The sequence below is a fragment of the Mycoplasma leachii PG50 genome, assembly GCF_000183365.1.
Classification (GTDB): Bacteria; Bacillota_I; Bacilli_A; order Mycoplasmatales; family Mycoplasmataceae; genus Mycoplasma; species Mycoplasma leachii.
This window is the reverse complement of sequence record NC_014751.1, coordinates 213,416-229,856: the sequence shown is the minus strand read 5'-3', so window position 1 is coordinate 229,856 and position 16,441 is coordinate 213,416. Positions and strand designations below refer to the sequence as shown.

The window sequence follows — 16,441 nt, the reverse complement described above, 5'->3', positions numbered from 1 at the left end:
AATTATCAACGATAGTGTGCAAATGCTTTATTTGCTTCTGCCATTTTATGAGTATCTTCACGTTTTTTAACTGATCCACCAATATTATTTGATGCATCAATAATTTCATTAGCTAATTTAATTGTCATAACTTTTTCGTTTCTTAATCTTGCATAATTAATTAATCAACGTAAAGCTAAAGTGATTTGTCTTTCAGCTGAAACTTCTACAGGAACTTGATAGTTAGCTCCTCCAATACGACGAACTTTTAATTCTAAGTGAGGTTTAATATTTTCAATAGCTTTATTAAATACTTCAATTGGTTCTTTATTAGTTTTTTCTTTAATTATATTAAATGCATCATAAATAATTGACTGAGCAATTCCTCTTTTACCATCTAACATAATTTTATTAATTGCACGAGTAACTAATTTAGAATTATAAATTGGATCTGCTAAAACATCTCTTTTTTCTGCTTTATTTTTACGCATGGTAATAACTCCTTTCTTTTTAATATAAATATGCTACTTAATGTGTTCTTTTTAATTTGATATACACGGTTTATTTATTACTATTTATTTTCTTATTTTTTAACTTTAGGTCTTTTTACTCCATATAATGAACGTCCTTGTGAACGTTTTGCTACACCTTGAGTATCTAAAGTACCTCTAATAACGTGATATCTAACCCCTGGTAAATCTTTAACACGTCCTCCACGAATTAAAACAACACTATGTTCTTGTAAATTATGTCCTTCTCCTGGAATATAAGCATTAACTTCCATTCCGTTTGTTAATCTAACACGAGCGTATTTACGTAGCGCTGAGTTAGGTTTTTTAGGTGTCATTGTTGCAACACGCGTACATACTCCACGTTTTTGTGGTGATGCTATTTTAGTAACTTTTTTAATTAAAGTATTAATCCCTCTGTTTAAGGCTGGAGCTTTAGTTTTTCATGTTTTTGCTTTACGGTTAACTTTAACTAATTGATTAATTGTTGGCATGTATTTTCCTCCTTTCACATTTCCGAGTGTATCGAATTAACACAATTTTATATTATATATAAAAATATGCTAAATTCAATAAAATAATAAGAATAAAAAAATAATCTCTATAAACTAAAAAAATTATAGTAAAGGTTGAATAATATTATAAATTTTAATTATGATTTTTCTAAATCAATTAATGTTTTTATTTGGTAAATGATCATATAAATAACTGTTTTTAAAATCTTGTTCAAATTTTTTAGAAATTGTATTGTTTAATTTTTTAGAATAAATTAATCCCATTGTTTGTTGATCTGCAAATAAAGCTCTAAAATCAAGATTTGTTGATCCAATAAATGTAATTTCATCATCAAATAAATAAGTTTTATTATGGTTAAAAACATTATTAATAGAATAGATTTTAACTCCAGCTTTATATAATTCTCTAGTTCATTGTTTTGTTTGATCTAATAAAAAAGCTTTATCAGTTAAACCTGGAATTAAAATTCTAACATCTAGTTTTGAATTAGCAGCACTAATTAAAGCAGTTCTAATTTCTTGAGGAGGAATAAAATATGGAGTTGAGATTCAAATTCTTTTTTGAGCTGAATTAATTAAATTAATAAAAATAGATAAATGTAAAGGTTCTTCGTGATTTGGTCCACTTGAAACAATTTGTACTAATTGGTTTTTTGATTTAACTGGATAAATAGTATTTAAATTTAAATCTGATTCTGTTAATCTTTTTTTATTAAAAGGTTTATAAAAATCATAATCACTAATAAAAATACGTTGAATTTCACTTACAGCATTACCTGTAATTCTTAAAGAACAATCATTTCAATAACCAAACTTATTATCTAAATTAATATATTCATCACCAATATTAATTCCACCAATATAACCAATTTTATTATCAATTACTACATCTTTTCTATGATCTCTATAATTTGCTGTTCATTTAATAAATGGAAATCTTACTGGAGCAAAACAAGCAATTTGACAACCATGTTTTAATAACTTTAATCTTGATTTTTCAAATACAGTATAACTTCCTGCAAAATCATAAATTATATAAACTTTAACATTTTCTTTTAACTTTTTAATTAATAAATTAGTTAGTTGTTCTAATAACTTACCATCTTTAAAAATATAAAAATTTAATAAAATATGACTTTTAGCATTGCTAATATCTTTAAATAAATTTAAAAATAATTCATTACCATTTTTTAAAAACTCAACTTCACTATTTAAAAAAATATTATCAGTTTGAGAAATCATTGCTGTTTTAAAAGCACGTTTAAATTGTGGTACTTGATTAATTAAAATTTGATCAATCTCTTTTAATTCATTATCTAAGTGCTTATTTTTAATTTCTGGTAATTTGTAACTTTTATTGATTTTATACTTATAAGATCTACCAAAAAATAAATAAGATAAAACTCCAATTATAGGAATAACAACAATAAAACAAAATCATCTGATTCTAGTTTCAAATCTTCTTTTTTTATCACCTAATACAATAAAAGCTCAAATAATAGCTAATAAATGAAAAATCCCAAATCCAATTAAAGGTCAAGTAAAAAAATAAAGATTTAATAATAACAAACCTAAGATAGTTAAACCAAACATAAAAATTAAAGACAAAACTGTAATAATTGGTTTTTTCATTATTTTTTATTCCTTTTAATATCTAATTTACTAATTCATTTATTGTTTTTAATAATTAAAAGATTAAAGTACTTTAAAGTTAAATTTCTAATATTTTTAATATAATGATCATTACAAATCATTTCTAAATTAAATAAATTATATGAATATTTATAATCTAGTTCTAAACTTAAATATTTTTTAATATAAACAAATAAAATTAATCAATAACAATAACTATAAGTAAGAGTTTTTTTATTTTCATCAAACATTTGACTAAAACTATTACTAATATAGTTATAAATTTGATGGTTATTAAAATAAGTGTTTATAAAACTATTTGAAAATTTAATATCATATTGTTTTGCAATTTCTAATAGTTGTTTTTCATAATTTATTTCTAAACTATTATATTTTCTATTTGTTGCAATTTTATTTATAGTTAAGTTAATTTGTTTAAGTTTTACATTAGATAAACTTTGATAAAAATTATGATAAAGATAATAAATACAAAAATTCATAAAAGAAATATTAGCTCAATAATTTTTATAATTTAAGTTATGAATTTTTAAAATAATAATAAAGTTATTTAATAAAATATTAGATTTCTTATTAAAATCATGATTTTTTAAATAAATATTTTCTAAATTATTATTTTTTAAAAAATCTAAAAAAAACTTTTTCTTTTTTACTAATGCTAAATTTTTTTTAACAATTTTTCTTTTCATTTTATCACCACTAAATTACTTTTATTTTATAAAAAAAATAAGCTTTATTTTAAATAAGCCTATTTAATTAATTAAAGATTAATAGCAATAATTTCATCTTAATATAAGTTTTAATATAACTAGTTATTTTAATCTATTTAATAAAGGGACAACAAACTTAGAAGCTTCTAAATTAGTTGTGCTTTGTTTTACATATAAAAATGATCTATGCTGATAATCAGCAGCCATTATTTTTCTTAACTCTTTAACAACAAATTTATTTTTAATGTTTGGTACAAAATAAAATTCAATTAATAAAATACCTTTTGGTACTATTGATTCTAAAAGCTCTAAAACATCAATTTCATTTTTTGAATATAAACCAATTAATTGAAATGTTTTATTATTAATAGAAAAAATTACAATTGCATCTAAATTAGAAATATAAAATACATTATTTCTATAATATTTTAATAAACTATAAATTGATAAAGCTCCATCTTCTCTAATATAAAATAAAGAGTTATTTTTACTACTATGAAATAATTCATCTTTAACAAACTCAAAATCAACTTGATTAGTATCTAAATCTAATCTTTTTAAAACACTTAATTTTGCATCTTTGTTAGGATCTCATTGCATAAAGTAAGTATACTCTTTTATTTTTTTAAAACCATTTCTAATTAAAACATCATCATTTTCTACATTAGAAAAAGTGTAAATAAAATCAGAAATATTTTCATATTTTTTAACAACACCTTTAATTAATTCATCAACCATTAAAGGGTTGCTTTCTTTTGATTTTGTAAAAGTATTAGTTAGCAAAATTGTATTTAAAGTAGTCTTGTTAATAATAGCTTTACTTTTAATAAAACCACTAACAGCTAAAACACCATTTCTTTCATTTACAATAGTTACTGGAACATATGCAGAATCAAAATTATTATTAATCATTCACTCTTCAAAAGTTTTTGATCCTCTTTTTTTAATGATTGTGTGCATTTCTTGTAAAAAATGCTTATTATCTCTGTAATTAAAAACTAAACTATGTGAATTCATATATACGAGTTCCTTTATATTCAATATAAATATTACCACAAATTTCTAAATTTTAGAAATCGCTTGGCTATTAGAAGACCAACATATAATAATTACTAATTTGTTTTTATCTTAAATATTTTTTTAAAATACTACTATAAATTTTTGATGCTTTATTATTAAGTTCTTTATCAAAAAAAACTTCTATATTTTGATTAAAATTAATTAAATCTTTTTTATTAGTTAAAGGATCAAAACCATGTATATTAACACTTGTTGAAATAATAGGACCAGTATTATTAATAATTTGTTTCATATCATCTCTTTTAACTAATCTAATAGCAATACTTGATGTAGTTGTTTTAAAAATAACAGTTGTTGGATCAGTATTTAATAAAAAATCTTTATCAGTTAAATCTAGAATATCTAAATCATTTAATTGATTTAAACTAGATATTAAAACTATTAAAGGTTTATTTATATCAGCTTTTTTAACCTCATTAATCTTGATTTGATTTTCTAAACTATAAATAGCTGATAGTCCATAAATAGTATCAGTTGGCAAAATAACTATTTGATTATTTTTTAACAATTTTATAGCTTTATTTATCTTAATATTTGTTAACATAATAAAACCTATTTTCTAAATATTTTCTTATTTTTAAATTCATTTCTTACAAAATCAATTGCTAATCTTTTATCTAACATTCCTTTTAAAATAATACAAAACCCAGTAATTGTTGAAACTGTTAAAAAAGTAATACATACACTTATAATGTAACTATCATTAAAAATAGAATTAATTTTTTGATCAATATTATTTAAAAAACATAGTTTTTGATCAATATCATTAAATACTTTTATTCCAACTACATTTTTTATTGCCTTAACATATTTATATCCAATAATTTGATCTTGATCATTTGAATTTCATAAAACTAAAAGTTTATGTAATTCTAGTTGTGAAACAAAAATACTTAGTATTAAAAAAGCAAGTTGACTAAATAATAAAATAAACTTAGTTTTTAGAACTAATTGAGATGATTTTTGTCCTCTAATTGAAATTGCTAATAAAAATAAAACAGTTGATAAAATAATTCCTAAAAAAATAATTGGTGAAGATAAAATTAGTAAAGGACTACTTTTTGTTAGATTTAATTGATTTTTATACTGATCAAAAATAGTATTTCAATCTTTATAATCATTTAATAAATTAGGTAGTTGATGTGTTCAATAAATTAATGATTTTTCACTTCCTCTTGTTGAAATAGCAACAATATAAATTAAAATTGGAAAGCAAATCATTAATACTAAAATAATTAATCAATTTGATAAAGTTTTATCTTTAAAAGAAAAAATATTATTAACATATGTTTTAATTTTATTTTGATAAATTGTTTTGTTTTTTTGTACAAAATAGTTAATATATTTATCTTCACTATTTTCAACATATTCAAAAAATGTAATATTTTGTAAAGAAATACTTGTAACAAACATTAAAAAAATTTGAACAAAAATAATTCATCAAATACTATTAACATTAATTCAGTTATAAATACTACTTGACTTTTTTTCAAACTCAATAAATTGTGTAGTTATTTTTTTAAACTCATCAATTTTATTTTCTAAACCTGTAATTACTTGATAATTAAAAAAGTCTTGAAAATAACCATAAAAATATTGTGAAATTCCTTGAAATAAAATAGTTAAAATTCCAAAAATAATAATTAAAGCAATAATTGTTTCTTTATATCTTTTATTATTTGACAAATTCACTAATGCTTTAAAACTAATAAACATTGCTATTACAATCACCAGAAACACTAAAGCTAAAATTGCTAAACCTCAAATTTGAGCTTTACTTGGTAAATTAATATGTTTAGAGATGATTTTATAATTAGTAAAATAAAAACTTAAAGAATCATGTTTAAAAATTAAATATAAATAAGCATAAAAAGGTAATAATGCTAATAAAAAAACAATTAATCCTAAAATAGATCTTAAATAAATTGAAAAGTTTTTCTTTTCAATATTTGGATCACTATCTTTAATTCTCATTGAAAACTTATTATTTATTATTTTGACTTTAAAGTCTTTATTTTTACACATATTCATCCTTAAAAATTCTTAATAATTAAATTTCTTCAATAATTGTTATAGTCTTTTTTAAAATCTCAATTATATTTTAAACAATTCTTAATCAATAATTGTTCTATTGAATCTTTTTGTAATCATCCAAATTCTAAAACTATTAAAAACTTTTTATTAACATCAACTATTTTATCTATATTTTTAATTAGAATTTCATAAAAATACAAACCTTTGTTTGGTGCAAATAAAGCAATACTTGGTTCATATTCTATAACGTTTTTATCTAAATTTTGATCATTTATATCTATATATGGAGGATTAGAAATAATTACATTTGCTTTAATATTATCTTTAATTAAAACATTAATAAAATCACCAGATAAACAAGTAGTATTTTTTAAATTAAATCTTTTAATATTTTTATTTGCTACTTTTAATGCCTTATATGAAATATCAGTTAAAATCACTTTATTTTGTTTATTTAATAAAGCACAACTTATTCCTAAACACCCACTACCAGTACATAAATCAACTATTAATAAATTATTATTATTTTTAATAAACTCACTAACATAATCAATTATTAGTTCTGATTCACTTCTAGGAATTAAAACATCTTTATTGATAAAAAAATTATTTGAATAAAAATATTTATTTTTTAAAATGTATGCTAAAGGATATTTTTTTTCTAATAATTTTCAGATTTGATCTAATTTATAAAGTTGTTTTTTTGTTAAAACATAATCTAAATTACTAACAATTCATTGGTAATTTTTATTTAAAATATGTTCTAAAATATGATAAACATCAGCCTTATTCAGACTGATGTTAGTTTGTTGTAGCTCTTTTAAAATATTAAAAATAGTTTTATTCATTGTTTTTTAATTGTTCAGCTACTTTTTGACGTTGCTCTTCATTAATTAAAGCAATAATAAATTCATCAATATTACCTTCCATAACCTGATCTAATTTATTTAAAGTTAAACCGATTCTATGATCAGTAACACGATTTTGTGGGTAATTATATGTTCTAATTTTTTCAGATCTAGCACCAGTTCCAACTGCATTTTTTCTTGTTGCATCAGCTTGAGCTTGTTGTTTTTCAACTTCAGCTTCATAAACTTTTGCTCTTAACATTGTCATTGCTATATCTTTATTATCGTGTTGAGATCTTCCATCTTGGCTAGTTACAACAATTCCTGTTGGTAAATGTGTAATTCTTACTGCTGAATCAGTAGTATTAACATGTTGACCACCAGCCCCAGAAGCTCTATATGTATCAATTCTTAGATCATTTGATCTAATTTCAATTTCAACTTCACTCATTTCAGGTAAAACTGCAACAGTTGCTGTTGAAGTTTGAATTCTTCCTTTAGCTTCAGTTTTTGGAACACGTTGAACACGATGAGCACCTGATTCAAATTTCAATTTAGAATAAACTCTGTCACCCTTGATCATAAACACAACTTGACTATAACCACCAGCTTCACCTAAAGATGCTTCTAAAATATTTATTTTTCAATTTTGAGTTTCAGCATAAAGTTTATACATTCTTAAAAGATCACCAGCAAAAATATTAGCTTCATCTCCACCAGCAGCACCTCTGATTTCAACAATAACATTTTTTTCATCATTTGGATCTTTTGGTAACAACATTTCTTCAATCACTTGTTGTAAATGTTCAACCTTATCGTTATTTTCATCCAATTCAATTTTTGCTAATTCAATAAGTTCAGTATCTTTTTCATTTTCTAAAATAGCTTTTGCATCTTTTATATGATCAACTGCTTTTTTATATTCAACAAATTTTTCAACAACTTCTTCTAAATTAGCTTTTTCTTTATTTAGTTCAGTAAACTTTTTAATATCTTTTAAAATATTTTCATCTTCTAAATCTTTTTGAATTTGAAACAATCTTTTTTGCATTGTTTCTAGTGCTTCATATGTTTTAGCATTCATAATTACACATCCTTTTTAGGAGCTATAAAACATTTTCTACATCTTGCTTCATAACTTTCTTTACCATCAACTAGAATTAAAGGAGAATTTCATAAAGCGGGTTGCCCATTAACAATTCTTTGAGATCTATTAGCAAAAGATCCACATAAATGACATCTAGCTCTTAGTTTAGTTACAAATTCTGCTTTTACTAATAACTTATCTACATTTTTAAATGGTAGTCCTCTAAAGTCTTTATCTAATCCATTAACAATCACAATTATTCCATTATCTGCTAGTTGTTCAACTATATCAACAACGTTTTCATCAAAAAATTGTACTTCATCAATTCCTATAACATCAACTTGTTGGATTTGATTTTCTTTTTCAACTATTTGTTTAATTTCATCACTTGATTTTACTAAATATGAATCTAGTTTACTTCCTGAATGTGAAATTATATTTTCAACTGAATATCTATTATCAATACTTGGTTTAAAAGCCAATACTCTTTTTTTAGCATAACTTAATACTTTTAATCGTCTTATAAATTCTTCAGTTTTTCCAGCAAACATACAACCTGTAATTAGTTCAATTCAACCCATTTTATTAGAATTATATGCTTCTATTTCATTAATATCTAATTCTATCATTACTACACTTCTCCTTTAATTAGTTGTTCTAAGTCATTAATTAAATCATTAATTTGATCTAATGAACTAATTTCAGCTCCACTAGCTAATTTATGACCTCCACCATTATATTTATTTGCAATTTTATCAATACTAAAATCTCTACTTCTTAATGAAACTTTTAAAATATCTTCTACTTGTATAATTGTAAATCAAATTTTAATTTCTTTAATTCCACTCATAACTGAAAGTGCTAATTTAGTTTCTTCATAACTCAAATCTCAACCTTTTAAATCTTCATCTAATAAAACAATATAAGCAATACCAGTATTAGTTAATTTCATTTTTGAAAAACTATACATCATTCATTGTCTTAATTTTAGATCTGATACATATAAAAAGTCATTTGCTTTTTTTAAATTAGCCCCAGCTTCTAATAGCTTAGATGCAACATAAAAAGTTGTTTGATTAGTTTTATCATATAAAAATCTATTTGAATCAGTTAATAAACCTAAATATAAATTATAAGCAGCAGTTGGTGAAATAAATAAATTATTTTCTAAAGCCCATAAACTAATAACTTGAGTATTTGAAATACTACTATCATCTATTAAATCATTATTACAATAATCTTCAACATTTATATGATGATCAATTTTAAAACTATCAGAACTTAAATCAAATCTATTAAAATCTATTCTTTTTTTTGTAGCTGTATCAACTGTAATAATTAAACTATTTTTAACAAATTCATCATTTAAATCAGTTTCATCAATAAAAAAACTATTATCATCACTAATTCTAGACCCAACTACATAAGTAGTTTTATTTTTAAAATTATCATTAATAATGTTTGCTAATCCAATTGCACTACCTTGAGCATCTCAATCTGGTTGTTTATGTTTTGCAATAATAATATTTTGATATTGATTAATTTTATCTAATAATAGTTTTGATTTTTTTTGATCTAACATATAACTCCTTTAAATAATATTACTAATAGCATTTTTATTTATATAAAGCATAGTTTTTTCATTTTCAATAAAAGTTTTGTCTTTATTATAAAAATAAATTTTTTCTTTATTTTTAGTAATTGCACAATGCATAAATTTATCAACATATTTTTTAGATTTTATAATTTTAACTTCTAAACATAGATCATTTGGGTCTTTAAATTCAAGTGAAATTTTAAAAGGATTAAAAAACACAAAACCATTACTTTTTAAAATACAATTATTTAAAATTCATCTTCTATCTTGAATTTTAATTTGATTTTTATCAATTAGTTCATAACTAATTTTATTAATACTATTTTCACTTCTTTTTAATAAAATATCAAAAATATCAATAATTGGCATTTCTTTTAGTTCTTGTTTTATTTCTTGTTGTGTTTCTGGTTTTACTTCTAATTGATTATTAACAAAATAAATTTTTTTATCTAAATTATATACATCTTCAATTGAATCATTTAAAAAAATAAAAGTCATTAAAAGATGATGATGTTTAATACTTTTAATAGTTTCAAATAACTGGAAAAATTCTTTTTCTGATAAATGCTTTGTAATATTTGAAAAAATAATATTTCTTTTTGACAAATTAATTGCCTTTAAAATTTTTAAATAAACAATATTTAATGATAAATACTTAACACCACTTTTAATAAATCATTCAAATTTTATGTTGTACTTATTTACACTATTTGTCATTTTTTCAACAGCTTGTTTAAAAACGCTTTTAATTTCTTTCTTTTTTTGCTTTTTCATATTTAAAAATTTACGTTTTTCAACATACTCTAATTCATCTGATAAAACTCTTTCATGATATTGGTGAATTAAAAAAATAATTTCTTCACTAAGAGCTTTTGCAGTATTTCTAATAGGTTCTATAAATTCTTGTTTTTGTTTATTTTCAATATCAGTTAAAGTTTGCTGATTAGCTTTTCTTCAATCAATAAAATATTCTTGTTTTTTGTCTTGTTCTGCTCATGTAAATCTTTTTGATTTATCATTTTCTAAAAGTGCTAATGCTTTAAGATACTTACGAAACTCAAAATTTCATTGAGCTCTAAATTGATTTAATTTTCTATTTTTATGAAAAATGCTAGTTCTTAATTCAACAATTTTAGCACTAATAATTTTTAATTGTTTATTAACAGCATAATAAGTTTGTTGGTAAGTGAATTTCTTTCAACTTTTTTTAAGTTTTTTATTAGATGAATGTTTAGCATTATATTCACAACTACAATTATCTCTAAGTTCATTTAAAGTATAAACATTATCTCATAAAGTTTGTTGAAACATTAACATTATAGAAGCTGTTCTTAGTTCAGTTTTTAAGTTTTCTATTGCCTTAGAAAGTAATTTTATCTGAATAGGTCATTGTTCAGGAATTTCAAGATATTTTTTTTGATTATGTTTTTTTAAATCATTTATTGCATCATATAATGCTTTTTGTTCTTCTCTAGTTTTTGTATTAATGTAATCAGAGATTAAATTATCAATATTTTGTCTAAGTTTTTTATCATTAACTTCACCTTTACTTGCAACTAATGATAAATATTCATATTTCTTTCCAATATATTTAACTGATGCACTTCTTAAAAAGTTTTGATCAAATAATAAAGAAAGAATTAGAACTCATTTACTTGGAATCACACGTTGTATTCAAGTATCGTGTTTAATAAATTCTACATTTTTTCTAGTAAAGCCTCTATTAATAATATCAAAATCATCAATTTGAAATCTACCTGTTTTATTTTTCTTTTTACCTAGTAAAACTTTTTTAAAAAAATTCATTTGTTGTTCATTATCAATAACAATATCAACAATCTGACCATCATCAGCAATTAAATTAACTTTATCTAAACTAGATTTTTTAGAACGAAAGGTTAGGTCTTTAATTTTATATGACATTAAATTAACCTCCACTTAGCACTATTATTATTTTAATGTATTTAAAAAATAAAAGAGGTCCTTAAGACCTCAAATTATTTGTTTTCTTGGTTTTTTGCTTTTTGAGCTGCAGATTGCTTTTGAGCTTCTGCTTTAATTGTATCTCTTTTAGCAAATTTTGATTTAAACTGTTCAACACGTCCAGCTACATTAGCATAAGTTTGAGCTCCAGTGTAGAAAGGATGACAATTTGAACATACATCAACTCTTACTTCTTCACCTTTAGAAGTTCCACAAACTCATTCATTTGTACAAGTTGTACAAATAAATTTTGCTTGGTCAAAATACTTTGGTTGAATATCAATTTTTGGCATAGTTATTCTCCTTGCTATGTTATCATTATGATATTAATTTACTAATAGAGTATACAATAAAATGCTCAAAAATAAAGATTTACCAAGTTAAAAATTAGAATTATTATTTAATAATAAACTATTAAATTTTTAAATTTAGTTAGTTTTTGGATATAAGTCAGGATAATCTGAAATATAACCATTGATTAAATCTTTATACATTTTATGTATAGTTTCTACATCAGACATTTTTTTAAATGTTCAAACATTTAAAGGAATATTTAATTTTTTAAATAATTCACAATTAGATTGTTTTTTTAATAAAGTAATTGGAGGGTGTAAAAAATCAAATTTTTTACCTAATTGAACATCAAATTGAGACATTTTCTCAAATAAATATCCTGATTTGTAGTAATTTTCTTTTCTTTTTAAAATTTCTTTTAATACAACTGGACTAAATGAAGAAACTATTATTTCAACACCTTTATTACAGTATTTTTTAATTGCATTAAAAATTGTATCTAATTCTTCTTCAATGTAATGATCTGGTTTGATTTCAACATTAATCATTTCATATTGGTCAAAATATTTATCCATAAATACTTCAAATAGAATAGGAGTTGCCAATGGATTTTCTACAAAATAAGGAATTTTTGTAATTTCATCATAAGTTAGGGTTTTAACACCTCTATTTAAATTTCCAATTCTTTTAAAATTATGATCATGGAAAATAATAATTTTGTCATCTTTTGTTAATCTAATGTCAAATTCAACAGCTTTACAAATTGTTAGTGCATTTTTAAAGTCATATTCACGGTTTTCTCCATAAAGACCTCTAAAACCACGGTGTGCTACTAAGATCATTATATTCACCTCTTTTAATTGTTTAAATGAATTTTTTAAATATTAATTATTTGTTGATTACTATTTAATCTATTAAGAATTTATTATAGAAATTTTATTTATTTAATAACATCATTTTTTTCTTATCAGCTTTTAGTGAAAAGTGTAAAGCAACTCCAGCTAAAAATCCAATAAATCCAAAAATAACAACAACTAGTAGAATTAATTGGTTTCCTAGTTTATCTGCAACTTGAACTCCATCTATTTGCATATGATGTTTTGATTCAATCGCTGATCTTATTTGTTTAAAGAATGCATCTGGAGTAAAAGCAATAACACTAACAATATTTACAGCAGCTGCATAACTATCATTTTGAATATTTAAATCAGTTCCAATTGGAGATCATCTAATTGTAACAACAGCTCAAGTAACAGCTCCCATTAAAATTAAGTTAAAGCAAGCTGCAACTTGTAAAATAATTCCAGATGTTTTTTTAATTAATTCTTCATTTGGATAATCTTTAGCAAATCCAGGTAAAACAATACCAATAGTAATTAGAACCATACCAATAAATAGTCCAATAATAATTAGTGGAATATATGATTTTTGTTTATCTGCAAATCTACCAAATCAACCAGAAATCATAAAACGCATTACATAGGTTCTAAAAATCCCAATAATCATAACAGCTACTGCAGGAACATAAAATATATTTCTCATATAGTTAACATATGAAGATAGACCCATTTGTAGCATATATACACCTAAAACTAAAATAGATAATAAGTAAATGTTTTTTTGCTTTAAAACATTAACCATTGCTTTAACTGAAAATGATAATGGCTCTTCAACTTTAGGTTCTTTAATAAAAAAGATAGCAAGAATTGCAGAAATTATAATTAATGCAGCATAAACTGAAATTAAAATAAGAAATGCAATACTAATTCCATGTTCCCCACCAATTTTTCCTAGTTTTTCTGAATTTTGAAGAGATAACAATAAAGTACCAAATAAAGCAATTGTAAGTCCAATAAGACCATTTAATGCTCCTTGCATACCATTATTTTTACCAACTTGTTTTTCTTTTAATTCTTCAGGCAAACCTTCAGTATTTTGATTTTTAACAAGTTTTCACAATGGTGCTCAAAATAATGCACAAGTAGCAAAAGCAAATCCACCAAAAATAAAATATAGTTGCACTTTTGTAGCAATTAATAAACCACCAGTAAGAGTTGCACTATTATTACCAGCAATAATTGGAATAACTGGTACTAAAACATATCAAACTCCAAGTGATCCAGTAATTAAAATACCAATAACTACTAATGATTTTGCTCTAAACTTATCACCTAGATATGATCCTAATAAATAACAAGGTATAGCAACAAAACCATAAACAGCACCTGCTTGTGAATAGTCGGCTTGATTTAATTTAAAATTTAAGTTCATGTTAGGAATAAAATTATCCATATAAAACGGAATAGCCATAATAGCAACATCAGCTAGTGCTAAAATGAATAAAACAAAATTTTCTTTAACAAATTTAGATATTTTATTTTTAACCAAAACATATTCCTTTCTATATTGTATAAGGTTAAATATATAACCTTATAATCTAATTTTATGCTAATAGCTGTATAAATACTTCAGCTTGCAAATAAAAATAGTAAATTGAAAATATATTAATCTTTGTTTAGACTACTTTAGATCAACTACAATTATAGTAGGTAATTTTAATTAATTACCTACCTACAGAAAGGTAAGTGTCCTATGACAAAAACAACAAAGCCAAACCCTTTCACAAATTTTATAAATAAAACTTTTAAAACTTTTGATAAAAGACATTTATTTGTTATTATGCTACTAGCAGTTTCAGATACTTTAGTGTTTATTTTCCCTTCTTATTTAAGAAATGTTATGAGTTCTGAAGTAATAAGTTTATATTTGGGAGTAAAAACTGAACATTTATCTCAAGCTAGTGCAATTTATGGTTATATTTCTTTAGCAATTTATTTTTTTGGATCAATATTAGGAGATAAACTTAGTGTTAAGTGATTAACTATTATAGGTCTTGCAACATTTGGAGTTTCTGGAGCTTGATATGGATCAATTGGTTTAACTGCTGGTGGAGCTTTAGTTTCTAGTGTTAATGGACCAATTCTAAATGAAACTGGAGTTCAATCTCGTTTTATTCAACTATGTATAATCTATTCAATTTGAGCTTTTGCTAAAATAATTTTTTGAGCTCCATTATGAAAATTATTATCTCAACAAGGTAAACCAGAGCAAAACGGTATTTTAAATGGAATACATGGTAGTTTTAATGGATTTGCAGGAACAGTTTTAGTTTCAATTGGATATATTTTATTTTTTATATTAACTCCTTTATTTGCTGGGAAAAACATTTCAACTCCTAGTGTATGAAACTTTTCAATTATGATTTATATGTTTTGTGGATTAATAGCACTAACTGTTATTTTATTAATATTTACAGTTAAAGAAGGTAAATCAGAAAAAGAAGAAAATGCTTCATTTAACATAAAAGATGTATTTGGAATATTAAAAAATGCAAAAATTTGATTAGTTTCACTTGTTGTTATGGGTGTTTATATGTATCAAATGGGGTTAAGCATTTTAGTATCTTATTTAGAAGTATCGCTTCAAGTTGCTGCAGTTGCTGTATTTGTTGGTGGATTATTAAGAACTTATTTATTTAGATTTATTTTCTCAGCTCCTGCTGGTAAAATAGCTGATAAAACCGGTAAATATGTTAAATTCTTAATGACTGGTATTTTGATAGGAACTTTTTTAGTAACAACAGTTCTACTACTACCTGGATTCAAAGTTGGTTGAATAATAGAAAAAGCTCCTAAATGATATTTATGAACAGTGAGAATAATTGTTTATACATTCTTTTTATGTTTAGGTGCTTTATGTTGAGGTTTAGTAACTAATCGTTGAGCTACTTTATTTGAAATTGGAATCGATAGAAAACATTATGCTTCAGCTGTTGGAATTATTAGTGTTGTAGCCTTTACTCCAGATGCTTGATTTCAACAATTACAAGCAGTTTTAATTGCTAAATATAAAGTTGCTGATCCTTTAATAAAAGGTGGTTATAACAATCAATTTGCCTATCAAATTTTAATGATAGTGATTGTTATTATCAGTTTAGTTGGATTTACCGCTGGTGCTTTATTAATCTATTTAAATAATAAAGATAAGAAACTTGCTCAAATCCAAGCTCAAGTTAAACAAATCAAAAAATAAATAATCAAATAATCATAATCGACTCACTTATGTGAGTCCTTTTTATTAAAAAAATGGATTATT

General features: G+C 22.9%; 16 protein-coding genes. 1 reads left to right on the top strand and 15 read right to left on the bottom strand.

All coding sequences use genetic code 4. The annotated features are described in order from the left end of the window. Positions 1 to 2: 2 nt before the first annotated feature. The 15 genes from rpsG to MSB_RS00910 all read right to left on the bottom strand — a co-directional run bounded on the left by rpsG (position 3) and on the right by MSB_RS00910 (position 14,674). Entirely contained in the window at positions 3 to 470 is a 468-nt protein-coding gene (gene rpsG / locus MSB_RS00980) for a 30S ribosomal protein S7 (RefSeq protein ID WP_013447516.1), read from the bottom strand. Between the two features lie 92 nt (positions 471 to 562). Next, positions 563 to 982 carry a 30S ribosomal protein S12 gene (rpsL, locus tag MSB_RS00975; protein WP_008362393.1) on the bottom strand — a complete coding sequence of 140 codons (420 nt, stop codon included), beginning with the start codon at positions 980 to 982 and terminating at the stop codon, positions 563 to 565. A gap of 123 nt (positions 983 to 1,105) precedes the next feature. Beyond that, positions 1,106 to 2,635, bottom strand: a complete 1,530-nt coding sequence (gene cls, locus MSB_RS00970; RefSeq protein ID WP_013447515.1) for a cardiolipin synthase — start codon at positions 2,633 to 2,635, stop codon at positions 1,106 to 1,108. Continuing rightward, positions 2,635 to 3,342, bottom strand: coding sequence for a hypothetical protein (locus tag MSB_RS00965; protein ID WP_013447514.1), 708 nt, complete (start codon positions 3,340 to 3,342; stop codon positions 2,635 to 2,637). The genes cls and MSB_RS00965 overlap by 1 nt, the downstream gene beginning before the upstream one ends. A gap of 123 nt (positions 3,343 to 3,465) precedes the next feature. Further along, the gene (locus tag MSB_RS00960) at positions 3,466 to 4,380 is read right to left on the bottom strand and encodes a hypothetical protein (protein ID WP_013447513.1); all 915 of its coding nucleotides are present in this window, start codon (positions 4,378 to 4,380) and stop codon (positions 3,466 to 3,468) included. Between the two features lie 106 nt (positions 4,381 to 4,486). Continuing rightward, on the bottom strand, positions 4,487 to 4,987 hold the full coding sequence (locus MSB_RS00955) for an L-threonylcarbamoyladenylate synthase (RefSeq protein WP_013447512.1): 501 nt from the start codon (positions 4,985 to 4,987) through the stop codon (positions 4,487 to 4,489). A gap of 8 nt (positions 4,988 to 4,995) precedes the next feature. Then, positions 4,996 to 6,468 (bottom strand): hypothetical protein, encoded by a 1,473-nt coding sequence (locus MSB_RS00950; protein WP_013447511.1) that lies wholly within the window; start codon positions 6,466 to 6,468, stop codon positions 4,996 to 4,998. A gap of 8 nt (positions 6,469 to 6,476) precedes the next feature. Then, the gene (gene prmC / locus MSB_RS00945) at positions 6,477 to 7,325 is read right to left on the bottom strand and encodes a peptide chain release factor N(5)-glutamine methyltransferase (RefSeq protein ID WP_013447510.1); all 849 of its coding nucleotides are present in this window, start codon (positions 7,323 to 7,325) and stop codon (positions 6,477 to 6,479) included. Further along, positions 7,318 to 8,409, bottom strand: coding sequence for a peptide chain release factor 1 (gene prfA / locus MSB_RS00940; RefSeq protein WP_013447509.1), 1,092 nt, complete (start codon positions 8,407 to 8,409; stop codon positions 7,318 to 7,320). Before prfA ends, prmC begins: the two co-directional genes overlap by 8 nt. Before the next feature lie 2 nt (positions 8,410 to 8,411). Next, positions 8,412 to 9,041: a thymidine kinase gene (locus MSB_RS00935; protein ID WP_013447508.1), complete on the bottom strand. Its 630-nt coding sequence runs from the start codon at positions 9,039 to 9,041 to the stop codon at positions 8,412 to 8,414. 2 nt (positions 9,042 to 9,043) lie between these two features. Next, complete coding sequence (locus MSB_RS00930; protein ID WP_013447507.1) at positions 9,044 to 9,994, bottom strand: DHH family phosphoesterase; 951 nt, start codon at positions 9,992 to 9,994, stop codon at positions 9,044 to 9,046. 9 nt (positions 9,995 to 10,003) lie between these two features. Then, positions 10,004 to 11,932: a hypothetical protein gene (locus MSB_RS00925; RefSeq protein WP_013447506.1), complete on the bottom strand. Its 1,929-nt coding sequence runs from the start codon at positions 11,930 to 11,932 to the stop codon at positions 10,004 to 10,006. Positions 11,933 to 12,006: 74 nt separating this feature from the next. Beyond that, positions 12,007 to 12,285: a 50S ribosomal protein L31 gene (gene rpmE, locus MSB_RS00920; RefSeq protein ID WP_013447505.1), complete on the bottom strand. Its 279-nt coding sequence runs from the start codon at positions 12,283 to 12,285 to the stop codon at positions 12,007 to 12,009. Between the two features lie 135 nt (positions 12,286 to 12,420). Next, on the bottom strand, positions 12,421 to 13,128 hold the full coding sequence (locus MSB_RS00915) for a glycerophosphodiester phosphodiesterase (protein ID WP_013447504.1): 708 nt from the start codon (positions 13,126 to 13,128) through the stop codon (positions 12,421 to 12,423). A gap of 94 nt (positions 13,129 to 13,222) precedes the next feature. Then, positions 13,223 to 14,674 carry an MFS transporter gene (locus MSB_RS00910; RefSeq protein ID WP_013447503.1) on the bottom strand — a complete coding sequence of 484 codons (1,452 nt, stop codon included), beginning with the start codon at positions 14,672 to 14,674 and terminating at the stop codon, positions 13,223 to 13,225. Positions 14,675 to 14,878: 204 nt separating this feature from the next. Here MSB_RS00910 and MSB_RS00905 point away from each other — a divergent pair, with 204 nt between their 5' ends. Further along, on the top strand, positions 14,879 to 16,378 hold the full coding sequence (locus MSB_RS00905) for an MFS transporter (RefSeq protein WP_013447502.1): 1,500 nt from the start codon (positions 14,879 to 14,881) through the stop codon (positions 16,376 to 16,378). The last annotated feature ends 63 nt before the right edge of the window (positions 16,379 to 16,441 follow it).